Source organism: Monashia sp. HAY1-2A, assembly GCF_056755315.1.
In genome coordinates, this window is record NZ_JBNDHY010000006.1 from 14503 (window position 1) to 29685 (window position 15183).

Genomic DNA, 15183 nt, shown 5'->3' on the forward strand with positions numbered 1-15183 from the left:
AGGCCGTCATGGTTGACACACCCATCCCACACCCGGCAGCGACCCGGCTGCGCGACCCGGCACCGGATCTGCTCGACGAACTGCTCTGGCTCGCACGTGATGCCCAGGACCGGCTCGCGCAGGAGCCGCTGGGCGACCGCGGCTACGTGCTCGGACAGCGCAACACCTACGCCCGCGCCGCCGGCATCGTCGCGGCCCGCGACACGCACGAGGACCCCGCCCTCGTCGCCGACCGCATCGTCCACGCCCTCGCCGAGGGCACAACCGACTTGGCCGTCATGCACGCGGCCGCGCTGCGCCGCCAGCAACAGCCCCCGGCCGTGGCGCACCGGCTGGACTGGCTGGGGCCCAAGGCCTTCGACGCACGCTACGGCGACGTGCCCGGCATCGACGAGGACTTCGGCATGCGCTGGGGTGCCTCCGGCAACCAGCGCATCTCCCTGCGCCGGGTCCCCGGCGCCACCGCAGGCCTGCTCTACGCCTACGACCCCACCTGGGACGAGTACGCCCTCATCCAACGCAACGCCCCCACGCGCGTCGTCACAGACGCGTACACCGAGGCGCTGGGCCGCGACGAGCACCTCCCCGTCGAGAACTTCGCCGCCATCCTCGACCGGCGAATCCTCCAGCCGAGCTACGAGCCCGACCCGGTCATCCTGGCGCTCGAGCCATGACCGGCATGCGGGGGCACATGGTCGACGTCGCAGACGTCCGGCGGCACCACCCCATCGAGGATGTCGTCGCCGCCGAAGGCATCGGCCTGCGTCGCGTCGGCACGGGCTGGATGGCCTGCTGCCCGTTCCACGACGACGCCACCGCGTCCCTGTCGGTGGCTGGGGTGCCGGATCGGTTCCACTGCTTCGGCTGCGGCGCCTCCGGCGACGTCATCGACTTCATTGGCCGGCTCCACGGGCTCGGCTTCCGGGAGGCCGTCGCCCACTTGGACCGGACGCTGCCCGACCGGACACCACTGCGCACCCTTCAGTCCGCGGACCGGGCAGAGCTGTCCCCCGCGCCGGCACCGCACCGCGTCGACCCGGAGCGCGCCTACGCGATCAACGCCCTCGCGTGGCAGTGGTTCTCCCGACCGGTCGCCCACGAGCACGCCATGGCCTACCTGCGCCACCACCGCCGCATCGACCTGCGCCAGGCCGAGCTGCAGACCGGCACCTGCTACGCCGGGCACACCGGCCACGGCTGGACACCCTTGGTCGACCACCTTCACGGCGAGGGCGTCACCGACGAGGAGCTGCTCTCCTTGGACCTGGCCCAGCCCACCCGGCACGGCACCCTGATCGACACCCTGCGCGACCGCCTGGTCATCCCCGTTACCGACCACCACGGACACGTCACCGGGTTCGTCGGCCGCGACACCAGCGGCCACCCGCGGGCACCCAAGTACCGCAATCCGAGCCACACCACCGTCTTCGACAAGGCCACCTGCCTCTACCGCCCGACCCGGACGGCAGTCTCCGACGCCCAGGTCATAGTCGTCGAAGGCGTTCTCGACGCCCTGGCCATCACCGCCGCCGTCGCCACGGCAGGCGCGCTCGAGCACGTCACGCCGGTCAGCGCCTTGGGCACCGCCGTCTCCGCCGCCCAGGCACGGCAGGTCATGGGCCAGTCGACGGGGTCGCCGGTCATCGCCCTCGACGGCGACCAGGCCGGCCACCAGGGCACCCTGCGCTGGATCGATGCCCTCTGCCGGCACGGCGGGCAGCTGGCGCTCGTGTCCAGCCTTCCCGCCGGCGCCGACCCGGCGGACTGGCTCGCTCGCCACGGGGCCGATGGCCTCCGGTCCTTCCTACCGCGCGTCCGGTTGGGGTCCACGACCCCGCCAGAGCTGCGCGGCTCCCGGCCGCGCCTTCCCGGTCGCGAAATCGCCGTCCTCGCCTGCCAGGGGCCCCGTCCCCTCGCCACCGCCGCCGCCGACCTGACCCGCCTGTCCCGCCGCCTCGACAACCACGCCCGACGCGAGCTCCTCGAGGGAGCCGCCGCGGAGATGACGCGGCAGGGCTGGAACCCCAACGGCGCCTTCACCCGCGCGATGCAAACCGCTGTCCCAGCCCACAACCCCGGCGGCGTCGCGCTCGACGCCAACACACCCACCTGCCACCAGCTGTAACCACCACCTGGAGTCATCAATGACCCACGCCGCAGCCCTCCTCTCGACCGCCGCCACGGAACTGGCCCTGGCCGCTGACCTGTCCGAAAGTCAGCAGGATCCCGCCTTCGCCGCCCAGATCCGTCTCGCGGCCGCCACCCTTCCCGCCCCGGCACCACCGAATGCACCAACGACTACCGATGCCCCGCGGGAGGGCGTCACGCGGCACCTGAGCCGCGCCCTGGGGTGCCTCGATGCCATCGCCCCGCTCGACGGGCCCGTGGACCTGCAGCTGTGCGCGTGGCACATCCACGAGCTGCGCCGCATCGCCGCCGAGGCCCTCGCGTCGTGACCATCACGACCGCGCGAGACCTCCTCGCCCGCGCCGACACCCTCATCCGCCAGCTGCGTAGCACCGAGGAGCCGACCACGCTCGCGCAGTGGGAGAGCTTCGACGACACGCTCTACCGACTCCTCGTTGAGCTCGTCGGCCTCGACGCCCAACACGTCCGGACCGCCGACCCCAGCCAGCGCCACCTCGCGGCCGCGATCCGCAGCTACCCCACACCCCTGCGGCCGCCCGTCGACACCTGGCTACGGCCGGCCCAGGTCGCCCACTACGACGACACCAGTCGATCCACCGTCGTGCGGCGGGCCCACCGAGGCACCCTCCGCATCGTCCGAGACGGCGACGCGCTCCTCATCCACAGCCGGGAGGTCGACGCCCGCTCCCACGTGCGCCCGGCCGACCCCACCGACCCCCATCCGCTGGCCAAGGCGGCCAGCGTCCTCGGCGTCATGGCGGACCTCGTGCACGAGGCACGGGACCGCGGTGCGGCCGTCCTCACCCACCAGGGCGAAGTCGCCGGCGCCGTTCAGCACCTGCTGTCGCTGGCCGCCGTGGCGGCCCGGCACACCATGGCGCACGGACACCTCGACGACGCCACCCGTCCCCTTCTCCTCGGAACTTACGCCGAACACGTCGTCGAGGGCCTGCGAGACACGGCCGCCGCACCCACCGGCCTCTCCCATGTGGACAGCGTCGCAACCGAACAAGTGCCGGTCGCTGTCGAAGGCCGCCTTATCAGGGCTGCCCACCTGTGGACGCGCGCCGCGCGGGAGGAGCTCAGCCGACCCATTCCCAGCGTCGACGTCCTGACGCAGATGGCGAACCAAGGCGCCCACATGTGTCGCGTCCGCGCCACCCTCGAGACCCCGGACAGCGAAGCAGCCGAGCGCCTACGACGGGCCGCAGAGCGGCTTCACCGAGCCGAAAAGGTCTGGGACCGGCTGACCACCCTCACCCGCCCCGGCCACGAGTTCGTCACCGCCAGCCGCGGGCTCTTCGAGTCGCTGAGGCAGATCGACGGCACAGCCAGGGCCCTCGAGGCCGACGACGCGCGTCGGAGGATCAAGGAGGTGCTCGACCGCGGAATCACCCAGGCTGGCGAGCTGATCGCGGCGAGCCGGACGCTCCCCCAGCGGCTCCTCGACGCCCACGCACTACGCGGCCCAGCGCGGTTCCTGCCCCCGGCGGATGACCGCCTCCAAGCCCGAGCCCTCGGCCGTCACGTCGCCGTTCGCGCGTCGGACGTCCCGGAGCTGGCGGGAGCTTGGAACACCGCGTGCAGCTCCCTCAGCAGCCTGAGCCGAGACTCCGCGAACGTCGCTTTCACCCTGGAGCTCTGAGACCGGCCACCTCACTCGGAGCCGACAACGCACCACCATGCATCAACCTGCCCGAAGGCGACCTGAGGATCCGCCGCGTTGACCTCATCGGCGCTTAGGAAAGGTGGAGCACGCGTCGACGCGATGGCGCCGGATGGCGCCGGATGTCAGCCTGCCAGCAGTTCGCTGGGAAGGTCGACCGCAGGGGCGGCTCGAGAGCCCATCGACGCACCTCATCGGGCGCGCCGTGGAAGCGACGTGGAGGCGCCGTCAGACCGCCGCCCATGCGCAGGGGCGGTTTGTGTGCCGCTCGACCCAGGGCGCATCGTCCAGAGATGTCGTCAGAGCCATCAAGGTGGGACGCGCTCGTGCCGAGATCCCGAAGGTCGTGACTGCTCCCTTTCGTATCCGAGTGCGCACCACCACGGCACCGGTGCGGTGAGTCCCACTGGAGACGGCGTTTCCGGCGGTGTCGTCGCGGAGGTCATCAGAGCAGCCCCACAGGGGCCGGTCGGTTCGCCCGCTGGCCTCACCGTGTGGCCGCGTAACCGTCCGCGTTTGGACGGGAACCGGGCAAAAACGACGCGACATGAGGGCCGTCCCAAGGGCACATATCTGCAGGTCAAACCGCCTTTGCGAGCGCCGTCGGGCAGTGATGGGCTGAGCGCGCCGAGATTCACTGGGTTCGGGGTTCGAGTCCCTGGCGGCGCACCATTGATGCAGGTCAGGAGCCCGGCCCTTTGGGCCGGGCTCTACTGCTGTCCCCGTCAGGGTCCCGCGCAGCCAAGGGCAGGCCCCGGGTGCGCGCCGAACCGCCCACTCCTTAGCGGCGGCTCTTCCGGCGGATGCCTCGACGTCGTCGCGGGCCAAGTGCCGACACCTTCAGCTCGGCCATTGTCTGCCCCAAGATTGCGCTCGTCCCCTCGCGAGACGCCTACTGATGGACGATGGGCGCTCGGGGCCACGTCGCTCGTCACCGCGTGCAGGCGCGGCCCCACGAGGAGGGTTCCCCCGGGACGGCTGGCATCTGCTGCGAAGGACGACCATTGACTTCCGCATCGCAGAAGTTACTATCCGCTGGACAGAAATCTGCGAGGAGTTGAGTCATGCCTACCCGACCCGCCAGGAACCCCACCGCCGCCCCGGACCCCGCCGCGACCATGCAGGCCGGCGCGACGCCGCTCGACGTCACGGCGCTCGCCGACGAGCTGGACGAGCGTCTGAGCGCCGCCGACCGTGACCTCTCCGAGCGCTTTCCCGGGCCCGCGGCCGGCCGGCAGCCGGTGCACACGGTGTACGTCCCCGCGGACCGGTACGACGCCCGGCTCGCGACGACGTGGGGCGCGGCGGCGACCGCCGCCATCGACTCGAACGCGGCTGCCTTCTCGTCGGTCGTCGACGACACGCAGACCGAGGAGGCGGTGCGCCGCAAGCTCGCGACCGAGCCGGTCGAGGACCTCCGGATCGACTTCGAGGACGGGTACGGGGCGCGCCCCGACGACGAGGAGGACGCTGCGGTCGACGCCGCCGCCGACGAGCTGCTCGCGTCGCTCGAGCGCGGTTCGGCTCCGCCCTTCACCGGCATCCGCTTCAAGTCGTTCGAGGCCCCGACCCGCCGCCGGGGGCTGCGCACCCTGGCCCGCTTCGTCGAGCGCGTGTGCGAGGAGGGTTCCCTGCCACCGGGGTTCGTCGTCACCCTGCCCAAGGTGACGAGCGTCGAACAGGTGGAGGCGATGGTGGTGGCCGCCGAACGGCTCGAGTCCGCGCTCGGGCTGGGCACGCCGCTCCGCTTCGAGATCCAGGTCGAGACGCCGCAGGCGATCCTCGGACCCGACGGTACCTCGCTCGTCCCGCGCATGATCCATGCGGCAGCCGGTCGGTGCACGGGACTGCACTACGGCACCTACGACTACTCGGCCTCCCTCGGCATCGCCGCCGCGCACCAGGCCATGGACCACCCTGCCGCCGACCACGCCAAGGCCGTCATGCAGGTCGCCGCGGCCGAGACGGGCGTGCGGCTCTCCGACGGGTCGACGAACGTCCTCCCGGTCGGCAGTGCCGACTCGGTGGCCGCCGCCTGGGCACTGCACCACCGGCTCGTGGGCCGCTCCCTCGCGCGCGGCTACTACCAGGGCTGGGACCTGCACCCGGCCCAGCTGCCGACACGGTACGCCGCGGTGTTCGCCTTCTACCGCAGTGGATTCCCCGGAGCGGCCCGCCGCCTGGCCGACTACGTCGCACAGCGCGACTCCGCCTTCATGGACGAGCCCGCGACCGCGCGCGCCCTCGCCGACTTCGTGCTGCGCGGCATCGACTGCGGCGCCCTGGACGCGGACGAGGCGGCCACTCGGTGCGGCATGGACCGCGCGGCCCTCGCGCAACTGGCCCGCCGCGCCTGACCACAGCGGTCGGCCGCCCACCTCGCTGGTCGCGCACCACGGCGCACGGCTGCGCCCGGCACGCGAGACGGGTCCGCCGGACCGTTGACGGCACGGGACAGCCACGCCTACCCTTCCATTATTCGATAATTTGATTCCGCATCTCGGAAGTCATAGACCGGAGCCGCAAGACCGCTCCACCGCGACCCCGACCACGGCACGCTGATGGGAAGCACCGTCGCGAGCAGAACCAGCCATCGACAATGGAGTTGAGACATGAGCATCGTTCTGGGCCCGAACCAGTACGGCAAGGCTGAGAACCGGGTGGTCCGCATCACGCGGGACACAGCCCGACACGAGATCGTCGACCTCAACGTGTCGACGTCACTGCGCGGTGACTTCGCCGACGCGCACGTGACCGGCGACCAGTCCAAGATCCTCCCCACGGACACGCAGAAGAACACCGCCTTCGTCTACGCCAAGAAGCACGGCGTCAGCTCGCCCGAGGACTACGCGCTCGCCCTCGCCGGACGCTTCCTCGACGCCGCGCCCGCGGCGACCGGGGCCCGCATCGAGGTCGAGCAGTACGCCTGGGACCGTATCCCGGTCGGCGACGGCGGTCACGACCACGCCTTCGTCCGCCGCGGCGGCGACACGCGCACGACCGTCGTCACGGTCGAACGCGCGGGGGACGCGTCGGCGGGGGCCGCGGCGGGGGCACGCACGACGCACGTCGTCTCCGGGCTCACGGACCTCGTCGTGCTCAAGTCCACCGGCTCGGAGTTCAAGGGATACCTCAAGGACGAGTACACGACGCTCGCCGAGACCGACGACCGCATCCTCGCGACGTCGCTCGTCGCCCGGTGGCGTCACCTCGGCACCGACGTCGACTGGAACAAGTCGTTCGACAGCGTCCGCGAGACGCTCCTCGAGGTGTTCGCGACCACGTACAGCCGCGCCCTGCAGGAGACCCTCCACGCCATGGGCCAGGCCGTCCTCGAGCGGCACGCGGACATCGCCGAGATCAGGTTCTCCGCGCCCAACAAGCACCACTTCCTCGTCGACTTCTCCGCCTTCCCGGACGTCGAGAACAACGGCGAGGTCTTCATCGCCGCCGACCGCCCCTACGGCCTCATCGAGGCGACCGTGCTGCGCGACGACGTGCCGGCCGCACCCGAGGCCTGGCTCGCCACCCCCGGCTTCTGCTGACCGGAAAGGGACTCGACCATGAGCACAGCTGCCACCGGGGCCACGCAGGCCCCTGCCCGGCGTCCCCGCCGGTCGCGCCACCCCGTCGACGAGGTGCTGCCCGCACCGCGGCTCTTCGTCTACGGCTTCCAGCACGTCCTCGCCTTCTACGCCGGCGCGGTCATCGTGCCGATCCTGCTCGCGAGCGCGATCCACCTGTCCACCGAGGAGCTCATCCACCTCATCAACGCCGACCTCTTCACGTGCGGCATCGCCTCGATCATCCAGTCGGTCGGCTTCTGGAAGGTGGGCGTTCGCCTCCCGCTGCTGCAGGGCGTGACCTTCACGGCCGTCTCTCCCATGATCGCCATCGGCCTCGCCGCCGGCGGCGGCACCGAGGGCCTGCTCGTCATCTACGGCGCGGTCATCGTCGCGGGCCTCTTCACCTTCCTCATCGCCCCGTACTTCAGCCGCCTGATCCGCTTCTTCCCGCCGGTCGTCACGGGCTCGGTCATCACGATCATCGGCATCGCGCTGCTGCCCGTCGCCGCGGCGGACGCCGTCGGCGGCGCCGGGCCCGACCTCAACCCGTCGAGCGGTCGCAACATGGCGTACGCGCTGGGCACGCTCGCGCTCATCGTCGTCATCCAGCGCGTCTTCAAGGGCTTCCTGGCAACCGTCGCCGTGCTCGTCGGCCTCGTCGCCGGCACGCTCGTCGCCTGGCTGCTGGGCGACGCGCACTTCGACAGCGTCTCGGGCTCAGGGTGGTTCGGCGTCACCACACCCTTCTACTTCGGCTGGCCGAAGTTCTCCGTCGCGGCCGTCATCTCGATGGTCGTGGTCATGCTCATCACCGCGGTCGAGACCACCGGTGACGTCTTCGCCACGGGAGAGATCGTCGAGAAGCGGATCGAGCGCGAGGACATCGCGCGTGCACTGCGGGCCGACGGTCTGGCGACGACGATCGGCGGCGTCTTCAACTCGTTCCCCTACACCTGCTTCGCCGAGAACGTCGGGCTGGTGCGCCTCACGCGGGTCAAGAGCCGCTACGTCGTCGCCATGGCCGGCGCGATCATGATCGTCATCGGTCTCATCCCCAAGGCGGGAGCGGTCGTCGCGGGGATCCCGCACCCCGTGCTGGGCGGCGCGGCACTCGCGATGTTCGCCACCGTGGCCGTCGTGGGCTTCCAGACCCTCTCGCGCGTGGACTTCCACGACCACCGCAACGTCGTCATCGTCGCCACGAGCGTCGGGCTCGCGATGTACGTCACGGCGCAGCCCGACGTCGCCAAGGCCGTGCCCGGCTGGGCGCAGATCATCCTCGGCTCGGGCATCACGCTCGGCAGCATCACGGCCATCCTGCTCAACCTGCTCTTCCACCACGTCGGCTCGACGCGGGGTCCGGCCGTCGCCGGCACCCCGGGCCGGCTCATCCGCCTCACCGAGGTCAACGAGATGACCCGGGAGCAGTTCGTGGACACGTTCGGGAGCCTCTTCCAGGGGCCGACCTGGGTGGTCGAGCGGGCCTACGACCAGCGGCCGTTCGCCGACACCAAGGACCTGCGCCAGGCCTTCCAGGAGGCGCTCTTCTCGGCCACCACCGAGGAGCAGCTCGACCTCATCGACGCCTACCCGGACCTCGGGGCCGAGAGCGTCGCCGGCGGTGACGAGGGTGAGGACTCACTGCGCGACCAGGCAGCGCTGGGCCTCACGCGTCTGGACGAGAAGGACCACCTGGAGCTGTCCGAGCTGACGCACCAGTACCGCGACCGTTTCGGCTTCCCGCTCGTCACGTGCGTGCGCGACCGGGACTCCTTCGCACAGGTGCTGCGTCACGGGTGGGAGCGGCTCAACAACTCGCCGAGCCAGGAGCACGCGGCGGCGCTCGTCGAGATCTCGAAGATCGCGGCGTACCGCTTCGACGGCCTCGTCGCCGACGCCAACCCGATCCACAGTGCCCGCACGCGCAGCGTCGACGTGGACCAGATGGCATGAGCCGGACCACCGACACCAGCACCTCGGCGTCCGCGGGACTCGAGACCTTCAACGACGAGCCGGTGGAGTCCCTGCGACCGCGGCTGCTCGCCTGCCTCGGCGTCGACCGCTGGGCCGACGAGGTGCTCGCCGGGCGGCCGTATGCCGGACGCGACGCGGTCCTCGAGGTGGCGGAGCGATCCGCCCGCCACCTCGACGACGCGGAGCTCGTCGCGGCGCTCGCCGGGCACCCCCGCATCGGGGAGCGGGCGAGCGCACCGGAGCACCACGCCGAGCTCTCCCGGCGCGAGCAGTCGGGCGTCGACCCCGCCGACCGCGAGGTCGCCGCGGCCCTGGCCGCCGGCAACGCCGCGTACGAGAAGCGTTTCGACCGCGTCTTCCTCATCCGCGCCGCCGGACGGTCCGCCTCGGAGATCCTCGCGGAGCTGCGGCGTCGGCTCGCCAACGACGACGAGACCGAGCGCGCCGAGACCGTGGCCCAGCTGCGCGAGATCGCCCTGCTCCGGCTCGAGGGGGTGCTCTGATGTCGACCCTGTCGACCCACGTGCTCGACACCAGCACCGGGCGGCCGGCGCGGGACCTCGGGGTCACGCTCGAGTCGGCGTCCGGGGAGGCTCTGGGCGCCGCGACGACGGACGCGGACGGCCGGGTCGGGTCCCTCGGGCCCGACCGGCTCGAGGCCGGCGACTACCGCCTCCGGTTCGAGACCGGCGCCTGGTTCGCCGCCAACGGCACCCGCGGCTTCTACCCGGAGGTCACGATCGCTTTCACGATCGCCGACTCCGACAAGCACTACCACGTGCCCCTGCTGCTCAACCCGTACGGCTACTCGACCTACCGCGGCAGCTGACCTCCGCTCCACCACCCACCGACCCGGGCGTGCTCGTTACGTCGTAAGCCGTTGCAGCGCAACGCTGCTCAAGAGATGGGACGACGGCCTGCGGCCTCTTGACGGAGGACGCGCGTCCCCATACCGTTTTGCATATCGGAAATTCTTTTCCACATAACGGAAGTTGAGAGATGACGACGAACCAGCACCCCGGCGCACCGCTCGCCCCCGGCGGCCTGCGCTACCTGGCCAACTGCTCGATGCTGTTCACCGAGCTGCCGCTGCTCGCGCGACCCCAGGCCGCCCGTGACGCCGGCTTCGACACCATCGAGCTGTGGTGGCCGTGGCCCGAGCAGCCCGTGCCGGCCGACCGCGACGTCGAGGCCCTCGTCCGCGCCGTCGAGGATGCCGGCGTGCGTCTCGCCGGGCTCAACTTCTTCGCAGGCGACCTGGCCGGTCCGGACTGCGGGGTGCTGTCGATCCCCTCACGAGTGGGGCAGTTCCGCGACAACGTCGACGTCGCCGTCGGCATCGGCGAACGGCTCGGCGTCGGCGCCTTCAACGCGCTCTTCGGCAACCGCGTCGACGACGCGTCGCCGCAGGAGCAGGACGCCCTGGGCCGCGAGAGCATCGTGGCGGCCGCCCACTCGGCGGACCGCATCGGTGCGACGGTCCTCGTCGAGGCGGTCAGCGGGCCCAAGCCCTATCCCCTGCGCACGGCCGCGGACGCCGTCGCCGTCGTGGACGACGTGCGTGCGGCCGGCGCCCACAACGTCGGCTTCCTGCTCGACCTCTTCCACCTGGCCAACAACGGGGACGACCTCGACGCCGCCGTCGGCACCTACGCCGACCGGGTCGCCCACGTCCAGGTCGCGGACTGGCCCGGTCGCGGGGAGCCGGGGACCGGGCGCCTCGACCTCGACCGTCACCTCACCGACCTCGCTCGGCACGGCTACACCGGGTGGGTCGGGCTCGAGTACGCGCCGACGACCTCCACCCTCGACAGCCTCGGCCGGCTGGGGCTCGCCTCGACGACCGCGCAGTGAGCCGCTCCGCGCGGCCTCCCTCCACCACACCAGACCTCCCAACGATCGCAAGGAGATCGACATGACCAGCATCGCCTTCATCGGGCTCGGCATCATGGGCAGCCCGATGTCCGTGCACCTCGCCAAGGCCGGCCACGACGTCGTGGGCTACAACCTCACCCCCGACCGCTACGCCCCCCTCGTCGAGGCCGGCGGCCGAGGCGCTGACTCCATCGCCGACGCCGTCAAGGCCGCCGACGTCGTCGCCGTCATGGTGCCCGACTCCCCCGACGTGCAGGCGGTGCTGCTCGGCGACGACGGCGTCTTCGCCAACGCGCAGCCCGGCACACTCGTCATCGACTTCTCCTCGATCCGCCCCGACGTCACCGCCGAGCTCGCGAAGGAGGCCGGCGCCAAGGGGTTTCGTCTCCTCGACGCGCCGGTCTCCGGTGGCGAGGCGGGCGCCCGCAACGCCACCCTGTCCATCATGGTAGGCGGCGCGGCCGACGACTTCGCCGAGGCGAAGCCGATCCTCGACACGGTCGGCAGCACCGTGGTCCACGTCGGCGGCAACGGCGCCGGCCAGACCGTCAAGGCGGCCAACCAGCTCATCGTGGCCGCCAACATCGAGGCTCTCGCCGAGGCGGTCGTCTTCCTCCGGGCCTACGGCGTGGACCTCGACGCCGCCCTGACCGTCCTCGGCGGCGGCCTCGCCGGCTCCAAGGTGCTGGATCAGAAGCGCGACAACATGCGGACCGACTCGTTCGAGCCCGGTTTCCGGATCGACCTGCACCACAAGGACATGGGCATCGTCAGCTCCGCCGCACGTGAGGCGGGGGTCGTGCTCCCGCTCGGCAGCCTCGTCGCGACGCTCATGGCCTCCGCCCGCGCCAACGGCGACGGTGGCCTCGACCACTCCGCCCTGCTCCGCGGCGTGCAGCGCCTGTCCGGGCAGCAGCCCGCCTGACCCACAGACCCGCCCCACGGCATACCGCCGCGACACCCAGCCGTCTGCCGGGGGCAGCCACGCAAGGACACGAACATGGCACGCATGACAGCAGCCCAGGCCGCGGTGGAGATCCTCAAGAAGGAGGGCATCACCAACGTCTTCGGCCTACCCGGGGCCGCGATCAACCCGTTCTACAAGGCGATGCAGACCCAAGGCGGCCTGCACCACACGCTCGCCCGCCACGTCGAGGGCGCCTCGCACATGGCAGAGGGCTGGACGCGCGCCCGCGCCGGCAACATCGGCGTCTGCATCGGCACGAGCGGCCCCGCGGGCACCGACATGGTCACGGGGCTCTACTCGGCGAGCGCCGACTCGATCCCCATCCTCTGCATCACCGGTCAGGCACCCGTCGCCAAGCTGCACAAGGAGGACTTCCAGGCCGTCGACATCGCCGCGATCGCCAAGCCGCTGACGAAGATGGCCGTCACGGTCCTCGAGGCCGCCCAGGTCCCCGGCACGTTCCAGCAGGCCTTCCACCTCATGCGCTCCGGCCGACCCGGCCCCGTCCTCATCGACCTGCCCATCGACGTCCAGCAGACCGAGATCGAGTTCGACGTCGACACGTACGAGCCGCTGCCCGTCTACAAGCCGGCCGCGACGCGTCGCCAGGTCGACAAGGCGCTCGACCTGCTCGAGGCCGCCGACCGCCCGCTCATCGTCGCGGGCGGAGGCATCATCAACGCCGACGCGGCCGACCTGCTCGTCGAGTTCGCCGAGCTCACCGGCGTGCCCGTCGTGCCGACCCTCATGGGCTGGGGCACGATCGCCGACGACCACGAGCTCAACGTCGGCATGGTCGGTCTGCAGACGAGCCACCGCTACGGCAACGCGACGCTGCTCGCGTCGGACTTCGTGCTGGGGATCGGGAACCGGTGGGCCAACCGTCACACCGGCGACCTCGAGACCTACACCGCGGGCCGCACCTTCGTGCACGTCGACATCGAGCCGACGCAGATCGGGCGGGTCTTCGCCCCCGACTTCGGCATCGTCTCCGACGCCAGGGCGGCCCTCGAGCTGTTCGTCGAGGCGGCACGCGAGCGCCGCGCCGCGGGTCGGCTGCCGGACCGCACCGGATGGGTCGCGGAGTGCCTCGAGCGCAAGCGAAACCTGTGGCGAAAGACGAACTTCGACGTCGTGCCGATCAAGCCGCAGCGGGTCTACCAGGAGATGAACAAGGCCTTCGGCAGCGACGTCCGCTACGTCAGCACGATCGGCCTCTCCCAGATCCAGGCCGCCCAGCTGCTCCACGTCTACCGGCCCCGGCACTGGATCAACGCCGGCCAGGCCGGTCCGCTGGGCTGGACCGTGCCGGCCGCCCTCGGAGTCGCCACGGCCGACCCCGACTCGACGGTCGTGGCGCTGTCGGGCGACTACGACTTCCAGTTCATGATCGAGGAGCTGGCGGTCGGGGCGCAGTTCAACATCCCGTACATCCACGTCCTCGTGAACAACGCGTACCTCGGCCTCATCCGCCAGTCGCAGCGTGGTTTCGACATGGACTACTGCGTCCAGCTCTCCTTCGAGAACATCAACGCTCCCGAGGTGAACGGGTACGGAGTCGACCACGTCAAGGTGGCAGAGGGCTTGGGGTGCAAGGCGATCCGGGTCACTCGACCGGAGGAGATCCTGCCCGCGCTCGAGCAGGCCAAGAAGATGGTCGTCGAGCACCGCGTCCCCATCGTCGTCGAGGTCATCCTCGAGCGGGTGACCAACGTGTCCATGGGCACCTCGCTCGGCACCGTGACCGAGTTCGAGGAGCTCGCGGTCAGCGAGCAGGACGCCCCCACCGCGCTCTACGCGAACCTCGACTGAACCCGACCCAAGGAGCTCCCGTGCCCCGAGTCGTCATCGCCCCGGACAAGTTCAAGGGGACGCTGAGCGCAGCCACCGTCGCGTCGTGCCTCCTGGCCGGTGTCCGGGCGGGTTGCCCCGACGCCGAGGTCGTCACCGTCCCGGTGGCTGACGGCGGCGACGGGACCGTCGCGGCCGCCGTCGCGGCGGGGTTCCACCGCGTCCCCGTCCGTGCCAGTGGACCCACGGGCGCGCCGGTGGCGACCGCGTGGGCGAGGCGGGGCGACACGGCCGTCGTCGAGCTCGCGGAGGTGAGCGGCCTGGGGCAGCTTCCGGGCGGCGTCTCCGCGCCGCTCACGTCCACGAGCCGGGGCACGGGTGAGGTCATGGCCGCGGCCCTCGACGCCGGATGCCGCCGCCTCGTCGTCGGCATCGGCGGCAGTGCCGGCACCGACGGCGGGGCCGGGCTGCTGCGCGCCCTGGGAGCACGCACCCCGGACGCGGCAGGCCGCCCCGTCTCCGAGGGCGGCGCGGCCCTGGCGGATGTCGCGACGCTGGACCTGACCGGCCTGCACCCGGCGCTCGCCACCGCCGAGATCGTCGTCGCGTGCGACGTCGACAACCCGCTCACGGGTCCGGAGGGCGCGGCTGCCGTCTACGGGCCGCAGAAGGGTGCCACCGCCGAGGAGGTCGACCGTCTCGACACGGCGCTCGGACACTGGGCCGACGTCGTCGCCGCCTCGACCGGGCACGACCTGCGTGACGTCCCGGGTGCCGGGGCCGCGGGTGGGGTCGGCTTCGCGCTCGTGGCCGCGCTGGGGGCGGTCGCGCGCCCCGGTGCCGAGCTCGTCTTCGAGCTCACGGGGCTGGTCGACCTGCTGTCCGGCGCGGACCTCGTCATCACCGGAGAGGGATCGCTCGACGAGCAGACGCTGCGCGGGAAGGCGCCGGCCGCCGTGGCGGCGGCGGCGCGCGCAGCGGGCGTCCCTGTGGTCGCCGTCGCCGGTCGCTGCCTCCTGGACCGGGAGACCTGGGCCGCTGCTGGTTTCGCGGACGTCCTGACGACGACCGACGAGGCGGGGTCGCTCGAGGGGTCGCTCGAGGCACCGGGGGCGGCCCTGGAACGCATCGGGCAGCGCCTCGCGCAGTCGCTGAGCGTGGCTCCGGCATGAGGTTCGCACGCGTGGGCCCGCCGG

The 15183-nt window shown here is 71.7% G+C and carries 13 protein-coding genes; all 13 read left to right on the top strand.

Translation table 11 applies throughout. The features are described 5' to 3' along the window. The first annotated feature begins 8 nt into the window (after positions 1-8). The gene (locus ACPYOM_RS01770; RefSeq protein WP_481344658.1) at positions 9-674 is read left to right on the top strand and encodes a hypothetical protein; all 666 of its coding nucleotides are present in this window, start codon (positions 9-11) and stop codon (positions 672-674) included. Next, positions 671-2125 (top strand): CHC2 zinc finger domain-containing protein, encoded by a 1455-nt coding sequence (locus ACPYOM_RS01775; protein WP_481344659.1) that lies wholly within the window; start codon positions 671-673, stop codon positions 2123-2125. The genes ACPYOM_RS01770 and ACPYOM_RS01775 overlap by 4 nt, the downstream gene beginning before the upstream one ends. 19 nt (positions 2126-2144) lie before the next feature. After that, the gene (locus ACPYOM_RS01780; protein ID WP_481344660.1) at positions 2145-2456 is read left to right on the top strand and encodes a hypothetical protein; all 312 of its coding nucleotides are present in this window, start codon (positions 2145-2147) and stop codon (positions 2454-2456) included. After that, complete coding sequence (locus ACPYOM_RS01785) at positions 2453-3793, top strand: helix-turn-helix domain-containing protein (RefSeq protein WP_481344661.1); 1341 nt, start codon at positions 2453-2455, stop codon at positions 3791-3793. Before ACPYOM_RS01780 ends, ACPYOM_RS01785 begins: the two co-directional genes overlap by 4 nt. Positions 3794-4932: 1139 nt before the next feature. After that, positions 4933-6171 (top strand): DUF6986 family protein, encoded by a 1239-nt coding sequence (locus ACPYOM_RS01790; RefSeq protein WP_481344691.1) that lies wholly within the window; start codon positions 4933-4935, stop codon positions 6169-6171. A gap of 255 nt (positions 6172-6426) precedes the next feature. After that, the gene (pucL, locus tag ACPYOM_RS01795; RefSeq protein ID WP_481342446.1) at positions 6427-7359 is read left to right on the top strand and encodes a factor-independent urate hydroxylase; all 933 of its coding nucleotides are present in this window, start codon (positions 6427-6429) and stop codon (positions 7357-7359) included. Positions 7360-7377: 18 nt separating this feature from the next. Then, the gene (gene uraD, locus ACPYOM_RS01800) at positions 7378-9333 is read left to right on the top strand and encodes a 2-oxo-4-hydroxy-4-carboxy-5-ureidoimidazoline decarboxylase (RefSeq protein WP_481344662.1); all 1956 of its coding nucleotides are present in this window, start codon (positions 7378-7380) and stop codon (positions 9331-9333) included. Next, complete coding sequence (uraD, locus tag ACPYOM_RS01805) at positions 9330-9857, top strand: 2-oxo-4-hydroxy-4-carboxy-5-ureidoimidazoline decarboxylase (RefSeq protein ID WP_481344663.1); 528 nt, start codon at positions 9330-9332, stop codon at positions 9855-9857. Before uraD (ACPYOM_RS01800) ends, uraD (ACPYOM_RS01805) begins: the two co-directional genes overlap by 4 nt. Continuing rightward, entirely contained in the window at positions 9857-10183 is a 327-nt protein-coding gene (gene uraH, locus ACPYOM_RS01810; protein ID WP_481344664.1) for a hydroxyisourate hydrolase, read from the top strand. The genes uraD (ACPYOM_RS01805) and uraH overlap by 1 nt, the downstream gene beginning before the upstream one ends. A gap of 170 nt (positions 10184-10353) precedes the next feature. Then, positions 10354-11208: a hydroxypyruvate isomerase family protein gene (locus ACPYOM_RS01815; protein WP_481344665.1), complete on the top strand. Its 855-nt coding sequence runs from the start codon at positions 10354-10356 to the stop codon at positions 11206-11208. 61 nt (positions 11209-11269) lie between these two features. Then, the gene (locus ACPYOM_RS01820) at positions 11270-12154 is read left to right on the top strand and encodes a 2-hydroxy-3-oxopropionate reductase (RefSeq protein WP_481344666.1); all 885 of its coding nucleotides are present in this window, start codon (positions 11270-11272) and stop codon (positions 12152-12154) included. Between the two features lie 75 nt (positions 12155-12229). Further along, entirely contained in the window at positions 12230-14008 is a 1779-nt protein-coding gene (gene gcl / locus ACPYOM_RS01825; protein ID WP_481344667.1) for a glyoxylate carboligase, read from the top strand. Positions 14009-14028: 20 nt separating this feature from the next. Then, entirely contained in the window at positions 14029-15159 is a 1131-nt protein-coding gene (locus ACPYOM_RS01830; protein ID WP_481344668.1) for a glycerate kinase, read from the top strand. Positions 15160-15183 lie beyond the last annotated feature (24 nt).

Bases quoted from the DNA above. Each gene is read 5' to 3' on its own strand.
- ACPYOM_RS01790 (WP_481344691.1), top strand. From the start codon at position 4,933: ATGCAGGCCGGCGCGACGCCGCTCGACGTCACGGCGCTCGCCGACGAG.
- uraD (WP_481344662.1), top strand. From the start codon at position 7,378: ATGAGCACAGCTGCCACCGGGGCCACGCAGGCCCCTGCCCGGCGTCCC.
- ACPYOM_RS01815 (WP_481344665.1), top strand. From the start codon at position 10,354: ATGACGACGAACCAGCACCCCGGCGCACCGCTCGCCCCCGGCGGCCTG.
- uraH (WP_481344664.1), top strand. From the start codon at position 9,857: ATGTCGACCCTGTCGACCCACGTGCTCGACACCAGCACCGGGCGGCCG.
- gcl (WP_481344667.1), top strand. From the start codon at position 12,230: ATGGCACGCATGACAGCAGCCCAGGCCGCGGTGGAGATCCTCAAGAAG.
- ACPYOM_RS01770 (WP_481344658.1), top strand. From the start codon at position 9: ATGGTTGACACACCCATCCCACACCCGGCAGCGACCCGGCTGCGCGAC.
- ACPYOM_RS01775 (WP_481344659.1), top strand. From the start codon at position 671: ATGACCGGCATGCGGGGGCACATGGTCGACGTCGCAGACGTCCGGCGG.
- ACPYOM_RS01780 (WP_481344660.1), top strand. From the start codon at position 2,145: ATGACCCACGCCGCAGCCCTCCTCTCGACCGCCGCCACGGAACTGGCC.
- ACPYOM_RS01820 (WP_481344666.1), top strand. From the start codon at position 11,270: ATGACCAGCATCGCCTTCATCGGGCTCGGCATCATGGGCAGCCCGATG.
- uraD (WP_481344663.1), top strand. From the start codon at position 9,330: ATGAGCCGGACCACCGACACCAGCACCTCGGCGTCCGCGGGACTCGAG.
- pucL (WP_481342446.1), top strand. From the start codon at position 6,427: ATGAGCATCGTTCTGGGCCCGAACCAGTACGGCAAGGCTGAGAACCGG.